General features: G+C 58.8%; 19 protein-coding genes. 9 read left to right on the top strand and 10 right to left on the bottom strand.

Features of this window, described 5'->3' with window-relative positions:
- Positions 1 to 61 precede the first annotated feature (61 nt).
- Positions 62 to 217 (bottom strand): hypothetical protein, encoded by a 156-nt coding sequence (locus WD823_RS08425; protein ID WP_368429048.1) that lies wholly within the window; start codon positions 215 to 217, stop codon positions 62 to 64.
- 58 nt (positions 218 to 275) lie between these two features.
- Here WD823_RS08425 and glnA point away from each other — a divergent pair, with 58 nt between their 5' ends.
- From glnA to WD823_RS08440, 3 genes are all read left to right on the top strand, one after another.
- Positions 276 to 1697 (top strand): type I glutamate--ammonia ligase, encoded by a 1422-nt coding sequence (gene glnA, locus WD823_RS08430; protein WP_368429049.1) that lies wholly within the window; start codon positions 276 to 278, stop codon positions 1695 to 1697.
- Positions 1698 to 1931: 234 nt separating this feature from the next.
- Entirely contained in the window at positions 1932 to 2783 is an 852-nt protein-coding gene (locus WD823_RS08435; protein WP_368429050.1) for a sterol desaturase family protein, read from the top strand.
- Between the two features lie 112 nt (positions 2784 to 2895).
- Entirely contained in the window at positions 2896 to 3537 is a 642-nt protein-coding gene (locus WD823_RS08440; RefSeq protein WP_368429051.1) for an O-methyltransferase, read from the top strand.
- A 47-nt stretch (positions 3538 to 3584) separates the two neighbouring features.
- On the opposite strand, the gene WD823_RS08445 is transcribed toward WD823_RS08440, so the two are convergent.
- From WD823_RS08445 to WD823_RS08480, 8 genes are all read right to left on the bottom strand, one after another.
- The gene (locus tag WD823_RS08445) at positions 3585 to 4001 is read right to left on the bottom strand and encodes a type II toxin-antitoxin system VapC family toxin (protein ID WP_368429052.1); all 417 of its coding nucleotides are present in this window, start codon (positions 3999 to 4001) and stop codon (positions 3585 to 3587) included.
- Positions 3988 to 4221, bottom strand: coding sequence for a DNA-binding protein (locus WD823_RS08450; protein WP_368429053.1), 234 nt, complete (start codon positions 4219 to 4221; stop codon positions 3988 to 3990). Before WD823_RS08450 ends, WD823_RS08445 begins: the two co-directional genes overlap by 14 nt.
- Positions 4222 to 4412: 191 nt before the next feature.
- The gene (locus WD823_RS08455; RefSeq protein WP_368429054.1) at positions 4413 to 5096 is read right to left on the bottom strand and encodes an Eco29kI family restriction endonuclease; all 684 of its coding nucleotides are present in this window, start codon (positions 5094 to 5096) and stop codon (positions 4413 to 4415) included.
- Complete coding sequence (locus WD823_RS08460; protein ID WP_368429055.1) at positions 5093 to 6331, bottom strand: DNA cytosine methyltransferase; 1239 nt, start codon at positions 6329 to 6331, stop codon at positions 5093 to 5095. The genes WD823_RS08455 and WD823_RS08460 overlap by 4 nt, the downstream gene beginning before the upstream one ends.
- Positions 6328 to 6741: a very short patch repair endonuclease gene (locus WD823_RS08465; RefSeq protein ID WP_368429308.1), complete on the bottom strand. Its 414-nt coding sequence runs from the start codon at positions 6739 to 6741 to the stop codon at positions 6328 to 6330. The genes WD823_RS08460 and WD823_RS08465 overlap by 4 nt, the downstream gene beginning before the upstream one ends.
- A 418-nt stretch (positions 6742 to 7159) precedes the next feature.
- Positions 7160 to 8797, bottom strand: a complete 1638-nt coding sequence (gene groL, locus WD823_RS08470) for a chaperonin GroEL (protein ID WP_368429056.1) — start codon at positions 8795 to 8797, stop codon at positions 7160 to 7162.
- Between the two features lie 37 nt (positions 8798 to 8834).
- Positions 8835 to 9125 (bottom strand): co-chaperone GroES, encoded by a 291-nt coding sequence (gene groES, locus WD823_RS08475; protein ID WP_368429309.1) that lies wholly within the window; start codon positions 9123 to 9125, stop codon positions 8835 to 8837.
- A 191-nt stretch (positions 9126 to 9316) separates the two neighbouring features.
- Positions 9317 to 9757, bottom strand: coding sequence for an FxsA family protein (locus tag WD823_RS08480; protein WP_368429057.1), 441 nt, complete (start codon positions 9755 to 9757; stop codon positions 9317 to 9319).
- Positions 9758 to 9908: 151 nt separating this feature from the next.
- Between WD823_RS08480 and cutA the strand changes: the two genes are divergently transcribed.
- The 6 genes from cutA to accC all read left to right on the top strand — a co-directional run bounded on the left by cutA (position 9909) and on the right by accC (position 15585).
- Positions 9909 to 10235, top strand: a complete 327-nt coding sequence (cutA, locus tag WD823_RS08485) for a divalent-cation tolerance protein CutA (RefSeq protein ID WP_368429058.1) — start codon at positions 9909 to 9911, stop codon at positions 10233 to 10235.
- Positions 10232 to 12517, top strand: coding sequence for a protein-disulfide reductase DsbD (gene dsbD, locus WD823_RS08490; RefSeq protein WP_368429059.1), 2286 nt, complete (start codon positions 10232 to 10234; stop codon positions 12515 to 12517). The genes cutA and dsbD overlap by 4 nt, the downstream gene beginning before the upstream one ends.
- A 48-nt stretch (positions 12518 to 12565) precedes the next feature.
- On the top strand, positions 12566 to 13120 hold the full coding sequence (locus tag WD823_RS08495; protein WP_368429060.1) for a TlpA family protein disulfide reductase: 555 nt from the start codon (positions 12566 to 12568) through the stop codon (positions 13118 to 13120).
- A 211-nt stretch (positions 13121 to 13331) separates the two neighbouring features.
- The gene (aroQ, locus tag WD823_RS08500; protein ID WP_368429061.1) at positions 13332 to 13772 is read left to right on the top strand and encodes a type II 3-dehydroquinate dehydratase; all 441 of its coding nucleotides are present in this window, start codon (positions 13332 to 13334) and stop codon (positions 13770 to 13772) included.
- A 13-nt stretch (positions 13773 to 13785) separates the two neighbouring features.
- Positions 13786 to 14241 (top strand): acetyl-CoA carboxylase biotin carboxyl carrier protein, encoded by a 456-nt coding sequence (gene accB / locus WD823_RS08505; protein ID WP_368429062.1) that lies wholly within the window; start codon positions 13786 to 13788, stop codon positions 14239 to 14241.
- Positions 14242 to 14244: 3 nt separating this feature from the next.
- The gene (accC, locus tag WD823_RS08510; protein ID WP_368429063.1) at positions 14245 to 15585 is read left to right on the top strand and encodes an acetyl-CoA carboxylase biotin carboxylase subunit; all 1341 of its coding nucleotides are present in this window, start codon (positions 14245 to 14247) and stop codon (positions 15583 to 15585) included.
- Between the two features lie 56 nt (positions 15586 to 15641).
- Here accC and WD823_RS08515 read toward each other — a convergent pair whose 3' ends face one another.
- Entirely contained in the window at positions 15642 to 16382 is a 741-nt protein-coding gene (locus WD823_RS08515; RefSeq protein WP_368429064.1) for a DUF3592 domain-containing protein, read from the bottom strand.
- Positions 16383 to 16477: the final 95 nt, after the last annotated feature.

Below are 16477 nucleotides of genomic sequence, written 5' to 3' on the forward strand. Positions count from 1 at the left end.
CCACCGCAGCCGGACGGCGGACCCGATCATGATACCCAAAGTGTCCGCGGATTACCGCGATTTACGCGGCGACTTGACCGGCGCCAGCGCTCGGGCGCAGGATAACTCCGAGGTTGTCACCGGTGATCCGGATTCCTTCCCCGGTGACGATCGGAATGATTCCCCCGACACATTCACCCGGATGGCGCGCGCGGGCGTGGCGCGACGAATCTCCCATCCACTGTCACGACGTCCGGGGTTCAAACAACAGGCCACGCCCCGCCCAGGAGGATCTCATGAACCCACAGGAGGTACTCAAGCTCATTACCGAGAAAGACGTCCAGGTCATCGACCTCAAGTTCGGCGACTTTCCCGGAACCTGGCAACATTTCACCATTCCGACCAGTCAGGCCACTCCGGAAATCTTCGAGGAAGGGCTGGGCTTCGACGGCTCCAGCATCCGCGGCTGGCAGGCGATCCACGCGAGCGACATGCTGGTGGTGCCCGACCCGGAGACCGCCGTGATCGATCCCTTCGGCGCCAAGACCACGCTGTCCATGGTCTGCAGCATCGTCGATCCGATCACGCACGAGAAGTACTCGCGCGACCCGCGCCACATCGCGCAAAAGGCCGAGGAACACCTGAAGCGCTCCGGCATCGCCGACACGGCGTACATCGGACCCGAGGCGGAATTTTTCATCTTCGACGGTGTGCGCTTCGACCAGAACGCGCACGAAGGCTACTACCACATCGAGTCCGAGGAGGGCATTTGGAACTCCGGGCGCGGCAACGACAACGGTCATATCAATCTGGGGTACAAACCGCGCCACAAGGAAGGTTACTTCCCGGTGCCGCCGACCGACTCATTGCAGGACATCCGCAACGAGATGATTCTCGAATTGGAGCGTGCCGGCATTGTCGTGGAGAAACATCACCACGAGGTGGCGACCGCCGGCCAGGCCGAGATCGACCTGCTGTTCGACTCGCTCACGCGCATGGCCGACAAGATGATGATGTACAAGTACATTACCAAGAACGTCGCGTGGCGCTACGGCAAGACCGTCACCTTCATGCCCAAGCCCCTGTTCGGCGACAACGGCAGCGGCATGCACACGCACCAATCGCTGTGGAAGAACGGCAAGCCGCTGTTCGCGGGCAACAAATACGCCGGCCTTTCCGACATGTGCCTGTGGTACATCGGCGGGATTCTCAAGCACGCCGCGACACTGTGCGCTTTCGTCGCCCCCACGACGAATTCCTACAAGCGCCTGGTACCGGGCTACGAGGCGCCGGTAAATCTGGCCTACTCGTCGCGCAACCGCTCGGCGGCGGTGCGCATCCCGATGTACACACCTTCACCCAAGGCCAAGCGCATCGAGGTGCGCTTCCCCGATCCGTCGTGCAACCCGTACCTCGGATTCGCCGCCATGCTCATGGCCGGGCTCGACGGCATCCAGAACAAGATCGACCCGGGCGATCCGCTGGATAAAAACATCTACGACCTTCCTCCCGAGGAGCTGTCGAAGGTGCCGAGTTGCCCGGCCTCGCTCGAAGCGGCGCTGGATGCGCTCGAACGCGACCGCGAGTTCCTGATGCAGGGCGACGTGTTCACCGCGGATGTGATCGACACCTGGATCGATTACAAGCGCGCACACGAATGCGATGCGGTGCGCATGCGCCCGCATCCATACGAGTTCATGCTGTACTACGACGCATAAGCGAAGGCAAGGCGGTTTGAGCAGGCACTCGCCGGCCCTTAAGGGTCGGTAGGCGGAATTATCCATCCATCCGCCTTATTCGCTTGGCGGAAAAACGTCCGCCATCTGCTTCTCGACCGGGAAACCGGTCTGCTCCAGGCACTCGGACATCATGAACCGGTGGTCGTGACAGGCCAGCTTGCATATCATTCAACTTCCCGTCCGAGCGTCAGCCTCCCGGCTGGCGGGAGACCCATGCCGCAAACACTGCTGCAATATGAAACGGCCATTCGCCTGGCGGCATTCTTCGGAGTGCTGGCCCTGGTGGCCCTGGCGGAGATCGCCGCTCCCCGCCGTCGCCTGACTGTATCCAAACTACGCCGCTGGGCGAGCAATCTCGGCATCGTGTTTCTTAACAGCGTGCTGGTGCGCGTGCTGCTGCCCGCAACGGCGGCGGGTTTCGCCATTTTTGCCGAAGGTCGTGGTTGGGGCGCTTTCAACTATCTCGACGTTCCGTCGTGGCTCGCTATCGCCACCTCGGTCATCATCCTCGACTGCGCGATCTACTTGCAGCACGTGATGTTCCATGCCGTGCCGGCCTTCTGGCGGTTGCATCGCATGCATCACGCCGATCTCGACTTCGACGTCACCACCGGCGCGCGCTTTCACCCCATTGAGATTCTGCTCTCCATGCTCATCAAATTTGCCGTCATCGCGGTCATTGGCGCGCCGGCCGCGGCGGTGATCATTTTCGAAGTGCTGCTCAACGCAACCTCGATGTTCAACCACGGCAATTTGCGCCTGCCGCTGGGGCTCGACCGCGCGTTGCGATGGTTCATCGTCACGCCCGACATGCACCGCGTGCATCATTCCATCGAGGATCACGAGACCAACAGCAACTTCGGCTTCAACCTGCCGTGGTGGGACCGCGTGTTCGGGACCTATAAGGACCAGCCGGATGCCGGCCACGAGGCCATGACCATCGGCATCCGCGACTACCGCGAGCTGCGTACGGCGTGCGACCTGCCGGGCATGCTGGTGCTGCCGTTTCTCGGGCGCGTTACCGGCTATGCCATCAACCGGCGGCATTGGGATAGCAAGCTATGATTCAGCGGATACTTAACAGTATTATTTCAGCCGCTGAACACGCTGTAGCGTTCGGCACGGCTGGATGGAAGCACCAAGGTTTCCCTCAAAAAACGATCAGGACGAGCAAGCCATGAAACCGATACTCCCGAAAAAAATCGAAGCATACTGTCTGCGTCATTGTACCGCGCGTGACAATTTGCTGCGTGAACTTGAAAAGTACACCCACCGGCACTGCGACGCTCCCCAAATGCTGATCGGGCCGCACGAGGGCGCTTTGCTCGCCATGCTGGTGCGGTTGACCGGCGCGCGACGCATCCTCGAGATCGGCACCTTCACCGGCTATTCCGCCCTGTGCATGGCCGAGGCACTGCCCGAGGATGGAGAACTTATCACCTGTGAAATCAACCCGGAGCGTGCCGAGATCGCCCAGTCATTCTTTGCCCGGAATGCTCACGGGCACAAGATCAAGCTGCGACTCGGCCCGGCGCGCGACACGCTCGCGAGCCTGCCCGCCTTGGCCGATTTCGATTTCGTGTTCATTGATGCCGACAAGGAAAACTACGTGAACTATTTCGAAGCGGTCCTGCCGCGCCTGCGGCCCGGCGGGGTGATCGTGGCGGATAATGTTTTATGGTCGGGACGTGTGCTCGCGCCAAAAAACAAAACCGACCGCGCCGTGGTCAAGTTCAACCAACACGTCCGTCGCGACCCGCGCGTGGAATGCGTCATGCTGCCGGTTCGAGATGGTGTGAGTTTGATCAGAAAATTTTGACGTAAACGGCGCTCGATCATGCCGCGCTCTATCCGAGCCACACACGCTTAATTGAATGGATTAAGAACACGTACTCCCGTCTTTGCAAAATCATCGTGATTTCGTGTCACCACCGTCAGGTTATGAATCAGCGCTGTCGCCGCGATCAATTTATCGAGCGCATTTTCGTAATTAGGGACGCGTAGTCGTCCCCACAGCTGCGAGACGTCCGCGTCAACATCGAGGATATAGTCTTCGTAATGGCGCAGTAGTAATTGCAACCACTTTTCCAGACGATTCGCCTGCGCCACGTCGCCGCGGTGGCGAATCAACTCGACGCCACGGCGAAGCTCGCCCACGGTGACAACTGAAAGAAAAACGGGAAGCTGATTCGAGGCAACACGTTTAAAGAAATCGCGCACACCGGCGTTGGCCCGGGTTCCCTTGCGACCTTCGCTGATGACGTTGGTGTCAATCAAATACATCGCGCGTGCGCTTGTCTTCCTTGCGGGTAAAATCCGCGTCGCGACCGACATTCGGCATGGTCGCGAGCACCTGGACAAAGGTCTTGCGCCGCGTGCGGGCGAGCGCCGATTCCAGAATTGACCGGTGCTCCGCTTCGGCGCTGCGGCCGTGCCGCACCGCGCGCTTCTTCAGCGCCTGAACGATGGAACGGTCAAGATTGCGAACAACTAGGTTAGCCATGGTAATGTCTCACATTGGAACCGATGCTATCAATGATAGCATCCGCTTTAGCGCTACACAACTTCGTCCCATGGTCGCGACCCGCGCATCGAGTGCGTGATGCTGCCGTTGCGCGACGGCGTGAGTTTGATCAGAAAGCGCTGATCTTAAAAAAATTAGCCCCCAGATTGCGTTGCGCTTAATCTGAGTAGTTAGCTTTGCTCACCATCTGACTCGAATGTAGGGTTATCTTCACCGGCGAAAAGAATTGCCGGTGACGCAGGAATCGTCATCGACCGAAGATAGGTTGAAATGTCAGTAGTAATTTGCTGCGGCGTCTCGCGTCGAGGCTTGCATTTTGCTGCCCAAGCTCTTCCGGGATGCAATACATCCCACCGAGGGCGCATTCCCTCGTACCTGCCCTTACCCGGGTCGTGGTTTCCGAACCCATCGACGATGTTATTCCAGATCGGAGAAAATTTTGCTATCAGCAATGATTCACCGAGCGGAATCCAGATGTCGTCCACTACAAGAAAACGGCAGGAAAAGTCCTTGATGTCGAGATTATCGACATCTCGAATGCTCTCGGCATGTTCCGATAATCGATTGTAAAGAACCTTGCCAGCGGAAGCGCTAAGACCGGTCCCACCCTTGCGCGCACCAGCGGGAACGGCCTTTCCTACATAGATAGGCGCCTCGAATTTGCCACCGCGACATCGCTTGACAAGCGGCTCATATGGCTTGAAGTTTCCGGTGTAATAAATGGCGTAGATGCCCGCGCCACTAAACGGTTTGATTTTTCCGAGGGATACTGGCTGCTGTTGAAGCAATGCTTGCGCGACACTCGCGCCGATATTCACCCGATCCAGCGGGTTAAATGGCTTGGATTGGCTCACCGAGACACCGCTTTCTGCCTTGAAAATTTGGTTTGAGACATTCGCGTTTCGATTAATTTCTCGGCAACACTGGCGGCCACGAAATGCGCGAGCGCGACGGGAACCGCGTTTCCCAGTTGCCGCATGGTTTCGGTCCACGACCCATGAAAAACAAAACCATCTGGAAAGGTTTGCAACCGAGCTGATTCCCTGACGGAAAAATATCTAAGCTTGCCATTTTCGTGAACCATCATGTTCTCGCCACCAGGCACGCCGTGATCTCCCGCTTTAAGAGTTTTGGCCGGCATGTCCAGCGGGCTGCCCGTGTGCCCAGGATATGCGCGCGCGCCATTCTGGAAACGGTGGTTCAGATACATGGAGTGTTCACCGCGCGCGCTCGGCTCCGGCAAGTCCATGAGCGCGTCACGCACAGTCCGCCATGGTTGTCTGGTTGGTGGAAGCCCCAAGCCACGAAGTCGCTCTACTTTTTGGGCAAGCGAGGCGGAAAGCGCGGGTCTGCGACGAGTGGATATACCATGCCTATCCCAATACTCGCCGGTCACCCACTGGTCGGTAAGAAGCGCATCGAGCGAGTACGTTTCGATTGGGAATGACCACTGAACATTCAGATCGCTCCTGAAACCAACAATAAACACTCGCTCACGACGCTGGGGAATGCCGTAGTTCGCCGCGTTCACCAAGGTGGGCACAACGTTATAACGTAATCCTATTGCACCAGCGCCACGTCCAGCGGAAGTCTTAACAACTTGGAGACGCTCATAATGCTCGCGCCAACTTTCGTCGGGTTTACTGACAACCTCCGGAAACTCGAATTGAAGGAGTATGTACTGGTAGTAGTTGGCGAATGACGAACGCGTGAGTCCCTTTACGTTCTCAATGATAAATGCCCGTGGTTGGCACTTGCGAACTACCTCCACCGCCGCCGGAAACATGTCCCGTTGATCCCTGTGCGCCTTGTGTTTTCCACCCATTGAGAATGGCTGGCAAGGAGGTCCGCCCGCGACGAGATCAATTCCACCACTAATTGACTTGGGGTTGAAATCGCGATTCCATTCTCGGACATCTCCCTCGAAAAGTGGCCAGTCTTTTACGAGCGGATACTCGCGTGATTGATTTTCCCGGATCGTGTCGCAGGCCCACTTGTCCCATTCGACCACGACAATGGGCTTGAAACCAGCGAACGAGATGCCCATGCTTAGCCCGCCCGCGCCCGAGAATAGCTCAATCGCATTCATGCCTTGCCGCCTCCTGTCGTCAAGAAACGCTTGATTCTCCGCGATAGTAACTCGGGTTTCGCTAATTGGCACTCCCATACCACAAGACTCGACCAACCGAGGCGCCGTATCCGCGCCAAGTTTCTTGCATCCCGCCTTTTATTCCCCTCAAGTTTATCTGTCCAGAAACGAACTCGACTCTTGGGAATGCGAGCTAATTTGCAACCTCTGTGACGATGCCAAAAACACCCATGCACGAAAATCGCCTTGCGGCGCCTTGGAAAAACGAAGTCTGGCCGCCCGGGAAGCTCGGTGCCGTGGAGATGATACTTGAAATTCATGCAGTCTAAGAGATGTCGGGCAGTCTTCTCGGGTCCCGTGTACTTTGACTTTACCATCGCCATGCGTTCAGAACGTTCGCGCTTAGTCATGGTATCAGCCACGTTGTTTTCTCCGTAATTAGACGCCTGCACCTTTTCCTGCCGGATGATAACTCACGAGAACTAGCAAAGCTCTGAACTACCGAGCGTCATGGTATTTGTTTTTTAACCCCGTAGCGCGCGCCGAGTACCGCAGTCCCACCGGGAGGTTTCAAGCGAGACCGTGTTCGAGCCCGAGGCGCGTCGTTCAGCGCCCGGCGAGTTGGTCGAGCGCCCGGTGGGGCGAGGAACGCAAGGAAGAAGTCGCGCGCTCCGGGGGGAATGGTTTTGGTGACTTTTGCCGAAACAAAAGTCACCCAGGGTGCGGGGCGGAGCAACCCGCAATTACTAACGCCGCCGAGGGCGGCTCGAAAAAAGAAAGCCCCGCATTGCGGGGCTTTCATTGTTACTACACGGCAACAACGGGACCTTACATATCCATCCCGCCCATACCACCCATGCCGCCGCCGGACATTTTTTCCTCGTCCTTCGGCAGCTCGGCGATCATGGCCTCGGTCGTGATCATGAGACCGGCGATGGACGCCGCGTTTTGCAGCGCGATGCGCGTCACCTTGGTCGGATCGAGAATACCCATTTTGAGCATGTCGCCATACTCATCGGTCGCGGCGTTGTAGCCGTAGTTGATGTCCTTGCTTTCGGCGACCTTGTGATACACCACGGAGCCCTCGATACCGCCGTTTTCCACGATCTGGCGCAGGGGTTCCTGCATGGCGCGGACGGCGATCTGGATGCCGACGTCCTGGTCATGGTTTTCACCTTTGAGCTTATTGATCGCCGCGACGGCGCGCACCAACGCCACACCACCGCCCGGAACGATGCCTTCCTCGACCGCGGCGCGCGTCGCGTGCAACGCATCTTCCACGCGCGCCTTCTTTTCCTTCATTTCCATCTCGGTCGCAGCCCCAATCTTGATCACGGCGACACCACCGGCGAGCTTGGCCGCGCGTTCCATCAGTTTTTCCTTGTCGTAATCGGAGGTGGCCTCCTCGATCTGGGCGCGAATCTGCTTGATGCGGTCTTCGATGTCCTTCTTCTTGCCCGCGCCATCGATGATGGTGGTGTTGTCCTTATCCACCACGACACGCTTGGCGGAACCGAGCATGCTGGGTTCGGCCTTTTCGAGGCTCATGCCGAGTTCATCGGAGATCACGGTACCGGCGGTCAGGGTGGCGATATCCTGCAGCATCGCCTTGCGGCGATCGCCGAAGCCCGGGGCCTTCACGGCGCAGACCTTGAGGATACCGCGGATGTTATTGACCACCAGCGTCGCCAACGCCTCGCCCTCGACGTCTTCGGAAATGACGAGCATCGGCCGTCCCTGCTTGGCTACGCTCTCGAGGATCGGCAACATTTCGCGAATGTTGGAGATCTTTTTCTCGTAGATCAGAATCAGCGGATTCTCGATTTCCGCGCTCATCGTGTCCTGCTTGTTGATGAAGTACGGAGACAAATACCCGCGGTCGAATTGCATGCCCTCGACGATTTCCAGTTCGTTGTCGAGACCGGAACCCTCTTCCACCGTGATCACGCCTTCCTTGCCGACCTTCGCCATGGAATCGGCGATGATCTTGCCGATGGATTCATCGGCATTGGCGGAGATGGTGCCCACCTGGGCGATCTCCTTGGGGTCGGAGCAGGGCTTGGAGATTTTCTTCAGCGCTTCGACGGCAGCCGACACCGCCTTGTCGATCCCACGCTTGAGGTCCATCGGGTTCATGCCCGCGGCCACGGACTTCAGGCCCTCGCGCAGCATCGCCTGGGCCAGTACGGTGGCGGTGGTGGTGCCGTCGCCGGCGACATCGGAGGTCTTGGAAGCGACCTCTTTCACCATCTGGGCGCCCATGTTTTCGTATCGGTCTTTAAGTTCGATTTCCTTGGCGACGCTGACGCCGTCTTTCGTGACCGTCGGGGCGCCGAAGGACTTCTCCAGCACCACATTGCGGCCCTTGGGACCGAGCGTGATTCTGACCGCATCGGCCAGGATGTTGACGCCACGCAGCATACGCGCGCGGGCGGGATCGCTAAAAATTACGTCTTTTGCAGCCATGGTGTCCTCTCTTCCTTAAACAATTCGCTTGGGTTGATTACTTTTCGACTACGCCCATGATGTCTTCTTCGCGCATCACGAGCAGTTCTTCACTGCCGATCTTGACCTCGGTACCGGAGTACTTTCCGAACAGGATCTTGTCGCCGACCTTGACGTCGAGCGGACGGACCTTGCCGTCTTCGAGAATCTTGCCGTGACCCACGGCGATGACTTCGCCCTGAATCGGTTTTTCTTTCGCGGTATCGGGAATGACGATGCCGCCGGGCGATTTACGCTCTTCTTCCAGGCGGCGCACGATCACGCGGTCGTGAAGCGGACGGATTTTCACAGATGGTTCTCCTATCGTTGCGGGTTTGGCACTCATGTTGTTCTCCTTCAAAAAAAACTGAATTTGTTCCCTTCCGGGTATTAAAATGGCAAAAACCCCATATAACCGGATGCTTACGGCATATTAGCACTCAACCTCAGTGAGTGCTAATGATAATCGGCTGCGGCAGCTTGTCAACCCGGGCAGGGGACTTATTCCTCACGGCGTGATTCCCCTTCCAAGGGGGGGCGAGGAGGCTCATCCACCCCGGGACCCGGTTCTCGAGGCGGTGGGGTGCCGCTATCCAAGCGGTTAAGGCGCAGGTAGTAACGGGTAATGGCCCGCCGCAACGGGGGGGTGAGCAGGATAAAGGCGGCTATGTCAGTCAGAAAACCGGGGATAACCAGCAGAACCCCGGCCACCAATAAGGCCAATCCCTCCAGCATTTCTTGCGCCGGCGATTCGCCCCGGGCGATCATCCCCTGGACCCGCATGGCGGTGGCAAATCCCTGGATACGGACCAGCCAAATACCACCCACCACACCGGCCACGACCAGCAACAACGTCATGCCCACCCCGATCCGGGATCCGACCTGGATGAACACCGCAATCTCCGCTATCGGCAGCAAGAACAATAACAGGATGACAATCATTCAGAGTACCCGGGCCTCCCGGTTGGACAACGGGAGCATAACCGGTCGGCCTCGGCCCCGCCTACATGCACTTCAATGGCGCGCATTCGCTACAATGACAGAAACTCAACAAACATCCTCGGCCTGACCTAGCGGAACACCAGAAAAATCAGTGAAACAGCATGCATATCAGCTGGTTCTGACGACCTGTCCCGATGTCGCGACGGCGGAACGCATCGCCCAGGCACTGGTCAGCGAACGTCTTGCGGCCTGCGTCAATATTCTCCCCATCGCCAAGTCAATCTATTTATGGAAGGGCCAGGTGGAGTCCGCCGCTGAACATCTACTTATTATCAAGTCCATGGTGCGGGGCTACCGCATGATTCAAAAACGGATTCTAGACTTGCATCCCTATGAACTTCCCGAAGTGATCGCGGTCCCTGTTACCGGGGGCTTTGCCGATTATCTTGCCTGGATCCGTGACCCGGATAAAACATGATCTTTAAAATTCTCGTTGCTTCGGTTTCGCTGTTCCTGTCTCCGGTGCATGCCGCGCAATCCCAGGAACAGGAAGAGTTGCTCGAACCCGACCAGGCCTTCCAGCTTTCCACCCGTGTAATTGACACAACGACTCTCGAGGCGAGTTGGCAGATCGCGCCCGGGTATTACCTGTACCGGGACAAGTTCAAATTCGAGCCTCTCGACGGTACCAAGATCGACAGCCCAATTTTTCCGCGTGGCAAGAAAAAGCAGGATCCGTTTTTCGGCGAGGTCGAGACTTATACCAAGTCCGTCAAGATACGCGTGCCTTACACGCGGCAGCAAGGGGTACAGACGGCGCAACTACGGATCACCGCACAGGGATGCAATGAACCGGTCGGGGTTTGTTATCCCCCGATTGTAAAAGATGTGGTTTTCAAACTGCCGCCGGCAACCGGAACCGGCGCGCGCGCCGCAGGGTCGTCCAGCGCCCCGGTGGTTGAAATAAGCTCCCTGGGTGACTTTACGCGCGGACCCGCATTGATGAGCGGCGCCGTGGAACCCGTAGACCCGGAAATGGCTTTCATCGTGAGCGTCTCGGCCCCGGGTGGCAGCAACCTGCTCGCCCGTTTCGACGTGGACGAGTGTTGTTATCTGTACCGCGACAAAACCAGCTTTGAACTCGCGGCGGTTGACGGTGGCGCGGCACCCGCCGGGATCCGGCTGGGGCCCTACTCCCTGCCACCGGGCAAGGCCAAAACCGATGAGTTCTTCGGCGAGACGGAAGTTTATTACACCGGCATTGAGGTCAGATTGGCGGTTGCCGGTTCGACCGCGCCGAATGCAAAGTTCCAGCTCAAGGTCAACTATCAGGGCTGTTCGGAAAAAGGCGTGGTCATCTGTTATCCGCCGACCACCAAAACTTTCGGGATCGAGTCGCGCCAAGGCGGTTTGGCCGTCGTGGCCGGACCGGCGGTGGCCTCCTATTCATCTTCATCGAAGCTAGGCGGACAACGCGATCAGCGCGGTTTGGTTTTATCCGTGCTGGCTGCCTTTGTCGGTGGATTGCTGCTCACCTTCACGCCCTGTGTCCTGCCGATGGTTCCGATTCTCTCGGGAGTTATCGTGGGCCAAGGCAACACGCACCTGAGCAAACTGCGAGGAGGATTGCTGTCATACAGTTACGTGCTCGGGACGGCCGTCACGTATACCGTGGCCGGCGTTTTCGCCGGATACAGCGGTGAACAGTTGCAGGCGTACTTCCAGAATCCCTGGGCTATCGGCGCTTTCAGTGCCCTGCTGGTGGTACTGGCGCTGTCCCTGTTTGGATTCTACGAGTTGCAGCTGCCCCATTTCATTCAGTTGCACCTGCACCGCCGCACGCGTCACCTGAAGGGGGGCAGTATCGTTGGTGTGTTTGTGCTGGGCTTGATTTCAGCGCTCATCATCGGCGCCTGTGTTTCGCCGGTGTTGATCTCGGCGTTGGGGGCTGCCATCGCCAGCAAGGATCCCGTGCTCGGTGGGGGCATCATGTTCGCGCTGGCTCATGGACAAGGGGTTATCCTGATAGCGCTGGGGATCGGCGCCGGATTCCTGTTGCCCAAGGTCGGCAAATGGATGGATCGTGTGAAACACCTGTTTGGCGTGCTGCTGATCGCCGTAGCCATATATCTTCTGGGTTATTTGCCCGAGGTGCCGGTACTGTTCCTGTGGTCGGCGTTGTTCATCATCTCCGCGGTCTATCTCGGCGCCGTGCAAAGCCTGCCGCAGAATGCCAGCGGTTGGCGCTACTTATGGAAGGGAGTGGGGCTGTTTTTGCTGATATGGGGCGTGCTGGCGCTGGTCGGCGGATTCTCCGGATACCGGGATATATTCAGTCCGCTGCCGCTATCTGCCCTGTCTTCGAACCCGGGGACCGCGATCCCATCTCAGGAAGGCCGCTTGTTCGAGCGGGTCAACACCGTGCGCGCACTGGAAGATCGGCTGGCGGCCGCCAAAGCAGCCCGGAAACCGGTCATCCTCGATTATTACGCCGACTGGTGCACCGATTGCCTGCGCATGGAAAACTCCACCTTTGCCGACCCCGGGGTGCGTGATGAATTGCGCAACCGGTTTGTGCTGTTGCAAGCCGACGTGACCGATCCGAATGACCCGGAAGGCAAAGCGATCAAACGCCGGTTCGGCGTCTACGGGCCGCCGGCGATGTTATTCTTCGCGCCGGATGGAGCAGAGCGCCGGGACATGCGTACCTACGGATTCCGCAACGTGGATGAATTTCTCATCCTGGTGCGGAAAATCTGAACACGCCAGCGCCTCCATTCGGACTTGATTTCCCCCCCTTTCAAGAATTTGATCCTGCTCATCGCGGCGGTGGCCGCGCTGGTAGCCGGTTACCGCTTGTCGCTTTCATTGCAATCATCCGCTACCACACCTACGACCGCCGTCGCCTACGGCGGCGGTCAGGCCATCGACTTTACGCTGAACGATGTGGAGGGGAAGAACCGCTCCTTGAAGGAATGGCACGGCCAGGTCATCGTGCTGAATTTCTGGGCCACCTGGTGCCCGCCGTGCCGGGAGGAAATCCCGCTCCTGATTAAACTGCAACAACAGTATGCGGCTAATAATCTTCAGGTGATCGGGGTCGCCATCGACAACTTGAACGCTGTCCGGAGTTACCGCGAAACTGTGGGCATGAATTACCCCACCCTCCTCGGTGATGACAACACCATGCAGCTAATCGCCGACTACGGCAATCGTTCGGGGTCCCTGCCCTACACCGTCATCATCGACCGCCACGGCGCGATCGCCGCCCGCAAGCTCGGTATCTTCACCCGGGCGGAATTGGAATCCCTGCTGGATCCGCTATTGACCAAAACGCCGCCCCTGTCCCCGAAACCATCCTGAAACTTCGCTGATTTCGCTTATTTATCAGGCCAGTGACCAGCGTTCCGGCTAGTCGCATGGCCGGCTGGACAAGTTATCGATTGGCATGCACAATGTAAGAAGAACGAAGATCGCTACAAATACATGCATAATTCACGGAAGATCGCGAAAATATTCGCTAGTTGCGCTTGCAACCTGGGACGGCGGGTTCCACGCCCCACGGTGAAACCCCATGGCTGAAATTCTGGTATTGAATGGGCCCAATCTTAACCTCCTCGGGACCCGGGAACCGGAACACTACGGCACCATGACGCTTGAGGCCATCAATGAGCGCCTGGCGCGCCAGGGCCAGGCCGCCGGCCATCGTCTGAGCTTTTATCAGAGCAATGCCGAACATGAGCTGGTCGGCCGGGTCCAGCAGGCGATCAAGGACAACGTGGCGTTCATACTCCTCAATCCGGCCGCCTTTACCCACACCAGCGTCGCCTTGCGCGACGCCATGGCCGCGGCGCGCATACCGTTTATCGAGGTGCACCTGTCCAACGTCCAGGCCCGCGAGTCGTTCCGGAAGCATTCCTATTTCTCCGATCTCGCTGTCGGCGTGATCAGCGGCTTGGGGGCCCAGGGATACGAGCTGGCGCTGACCGCCGCCCTGGAGCGGTTAAAAAAATAACGCAAGCCTCGACATGGATATACGCAAAGTCAAAAAGCTGATTGAAATGCTGGAGGATTCGAATCTCGGCGAGATCGAAATTCGTGAAGGCGAGGAATCGATCCGCATCAGCCGGGCGAGTTCCAGTGGCGCGCCCGTGGTGACCATGTCCCACGCGCCCCCCGCCCCACCGGCCGCCGTGGCGCCCCCCGTGGGAGTTCCCGTTGCCCCGCCACCGGCCGCCACCGTGCCGGCCGGACAGACGATCACCTCTCCCATGGTCGGGACGTTCTATCGTTCCGCGTCGCCCGACGCCCCGCCGTTTGTCGATGTCGGCAAACCGGTCAACGTCGGTGACACCCTGTGTATCATCGAAGCCATGAAGATGATGAACGAAATCGAGTCCGACAAGGCGGGCGTCATTAAAGCCATCGTGAAGGAAAACGGCCAGCCGGTGGAGTTCGGCGAGGTCCTGTTTATCATCGAATAACGCATGATTGAAAAAGTGGTCATCGCCAACCGCGGCGAGATAGCGTTGCGTATCCAGCGCGCCTGCCGGGCGCTCGGCATTCGCACCGTGGCGCTGCATTCCGAGGCCGACCGCGAGGCCAAGTACGTCAAGCTCGCCGACGAGTCCGTGTGCATCGGCCCGGCGCGCGCCGCGGACAGCTACCTGAATATCCCGGCCGTGATCAGCGCCGCCGAGGTCACCGACGCGCAGGCGATCCATCCCGGCTACGGCTTCCTCTCGGAGAACGCCGACTTCGCCGAGCGCGTGGAACAGAGCGGTTTCATATTCATCGGCCCCAAAGCCGAGACCATCCGGCTCATGGGCGACAAAATTTCCGCCATTCGCGCGATGAAAAAAGCCGGGGTGCCCTGCGTTCCCGGCTCCGACGGCCCGCTCGGCAGCGGTGAAAAAGAGAGCCACCGGCTGGCCGCGCATATCGGTTACCCGGTTCTCATCAAGGCCGCGGCGGGCGGCGGCGGCAAGGGCATGCGCGTGGTGCACACCGAGGCGGCGCTGCTGAATGCCGTGTCGCTGACCAAGACCGAGGCCAAGGCGGCTTTCGGCAATGACACGGTCTACCTGGAAAAATATCTCGACAACCCCCGCCACATCGAATTCCAGGTGCTGGCCGACACCCATGGGCATGCGATCCATCTGGGGGAACGCGACTGCTCGATGCAGCGTCGGCATCAAAAGGTGATTGAGGAATGTCCCGCCCCGGGGCTGCCCGAAAAACTCCGTCACAAGATGGGCGATCGCTGTGCCGAGGCGTGCCGCAAGATTCAATACCGCGGCGCCGGAACGTTCGAGTTCCTGTACCAGGACGGGGAATTTTATTTCATCGAGATGAATACCCGCTTGCAGGTCGAGCACCCGATCACGGAAATGGTCACCGGCGTGGACATCGTGCGCGAGCAGCTGCGTATCGCCGCCGGCGAAAGGCTGGCTTACCGCCAGAAGGACATCGCCTGGCGCGGGCACGCCATCGAATGCCGCATCAACGCCGAGGATCCGAAAACCTTCACCCCCTCACCGGGACGAATTACCGCCTGGCACCCGCCCGGCGGACCGGGCATCCGCGTGGACTCGCACGTGTACAACAACTACACGGTGCCGCCGTTCTACGATTCCATGATCGCCAAGCTCATCGCCTTCGGCGACACGCGCGATATGGCGCTGGCGCGCATGCGCATCGCGCTCTCCGAGATGATCGTGGACGGCATCAAGACCAACATCGCGTTGCACCAGGACATCATGAACGACGCCGCCTTCATCCGCGGCGGCGCGAATATTCACTACCTTCAAAAGAAACTCGGGCTCTGACACCCACTCCCGCAGCACATGATCGTTGCACGGTAACCCGTGTCGCTACCCGCTACTCAATTCCCGAGCCACAAACTCTTGTCCGATCTTTCGCGGTCGTACTTGACCTTGCCGGTGTTACCCTCTTTCCATTCCTGCGCCTCTTGCGGCGCGAGATAAGGGCTCTTGCCCTCGTGCGTCCGCCCACGGTGGTCGTTATAGCGGTAGCGGACAACCCATTGCGGTACCCGGTTGATCGAGAAGCTGGTCGGCTCCACCGCCGTAACGACCGCCTCGGCCGACATGCCAACGCGCAACAACCGCGCGCGCGACAGACGCTTGCCGAGGGAGAACACGACAATGGTCCCGCCCGCCAGTGCGAAAACTCCGCCGAGGCCGGTCATGATCGCGGGCCCAACCCAGTCGGGTTTACCGGCGACCCGGTTCGATGTTGGATTGTTCGGCAAATACGAAACCGTCACCGGCCCCTGCTCCTGTAAGCGCTCCCAGAGATGCACGTCCACCTTGCTACTGCCCTCGTGCGGAATGCCGTTCGAAGGCTGGAATCGGTAGCTGACCCAGTATTCGGTGCTGGTACTGGACCCGCCGCTGCTGGACCTGCTGCGTGCAGTACGAATATCGCGCGTGAGCACTTTGCCCTCGGTGTTCACCGCCGCGGCGGCGAAACGCTGCTCGGACTGCCACATGAAATAACCGCCGATGGCGAAGGGAATGCCCACCACCAGCCAGATGCCGCCGAAAACCAGGCCGAAGTTGCGGCGGATGAATGAACCGCCGAGCGTCAGATGCATAGCCATAGCAATGTCTCCACAGTTTGATCAATGTTTTTACGCTTGATGACACCATCGCGTCGTCGAAGTACCGTCCTGGTCATCGACTGGACGATTGCAAT

The sequence above is a fragment of the Sulfuricaulis sp. genome (genome assembly GCF_040901545.1).
Classification (GTDB): domain Bacteria; phylum Pseudomonadota; class Gammaproteobacteria; order Acidiferrobacterales; family Sulfurifustaceae; genus Sulfuricaulis.